The 1,302-nt window shown below is 60.4% G+C and carries 1 protein-coding gene; it reads right to left on the reverse strand.

Annotation, left to right across the window (positions count from 1 at the left end; translation table 11 throughout):
* On the reverse strand, positions 1-1,120 hold a 1,120-nt coding region (locus AC5Y21_RS25960; protein ID WP_499917011.1), incomplete at its 3' end, for a glycoside hydrolase 5 family protein.
* Positions 1,121-1,302 lie beyond the last annotated feature (182 nt).

A 1,302-nucleotide genomic window follows, 5' to 3' on the forward strand; every position in this document is an offset into this window, starting at 1 on the left:
GCTTGCGCAGCGTGCTAATGGTTTGAATTTCGGTGTCCTGGTAGGGCCGTCCATCGGGTTTGACCAGGTCGTGAAACCAGGGCTCCGGAACCGTCGTGTAGGGATGATCCCATGAGTCCCAAGGCAGGTAGGTCTGAGACTTCCCGGCGACCAAACCCCAATTAAAGGCACCTATGTTGTGGCGCTTCGCAATTGGCAAGACTCCGTCAACGGTGCTGCCGAGCGTCCGAGCCAGGTACTCGGTGCAAAGTATCGGCCGGCCCAGTGGAGAAAGTTCGGAGATGCGAGCCTCAAAAGCGGCTGGTTCGTCGTAGGAATGGAATGTTACGACGTCGGAGTTGTCCAATTGAATGTTGCAGATTGTGCTGCGGCGCTGAGGATCTCCCCACTCGCCGTCCCACACGCCACTCGTTAGCGGCTGCGATGGATCAACCGAACGTGCCCACCCGAACACCAGGGAGAGCAGGTCGGCGACGCGCTCCTGCTTGTCTTTCCGCTCGACGTTGCTATACACACGCGCTGGATTATCGGGCTCATTCCACAGGTCCCAACCAAAAACGCGATCATCAGTGCGGAATTGGTTTAACACTCCCGTGACATAGTTGCGCAGAGTGCGGCGGTAATCGAGGTCATCAAGATGCTCAGCACCTGGGCTCTGCACCCAACCGGAGTTATGGACCCCAGGCCTCGGCGCGCGCTGCCGACCCGGTTTGGGGAACGGATCCCAACAAGAGTCAAAGAGGACAAAGAGTGGTTTGATCCGGTGATGCGCCGCGATGGCGACAAACTGCGCGAGACGCATTTGGAAGCCTCGCGAATCCTGCGCCCAGAGCAGATCGTGCAGAAAAACCCGCACCACGTTAAGCCCGTGCAACCGGGCCCATCCAAGCTCGCGATCGATGCGCCGCGGGTCGAAGGTGTCCGCCTGAAACATCTCGAGCTGGTTGATGGCGTTTGAGGTGATGTAGTTGGCCCCGACGGGCCAGGCTTGCGCTTGATACCAGCGATTGGCTCGGTCAGGCGTCCACCGGCTTTGCTCCGCCGCGGCACGGGGCACCTGTGTCAGCAGAGGACCTGCCCCCAGCAGCAGGGGTAGCGTCAGGACGGTTCGGCGCCTCACGAAGTGACCATAGTCCCGCTAATCATGCACGGCTGATGATTTGCATCGAACATTTGACGGCACCCAGGCCCAACCTCTCGTGGGCCGTGTTCACGCGGCTCGGCCCGGACGCGATGCGGGAGATCCGTGACAGGCACGAGCACGTGAAGGTCGCCGGGAGCCTGTGAACGGGACCCGTTTGA

Source organism: Mycobacterium sp. NGS41, assembly GCF_059812725.1.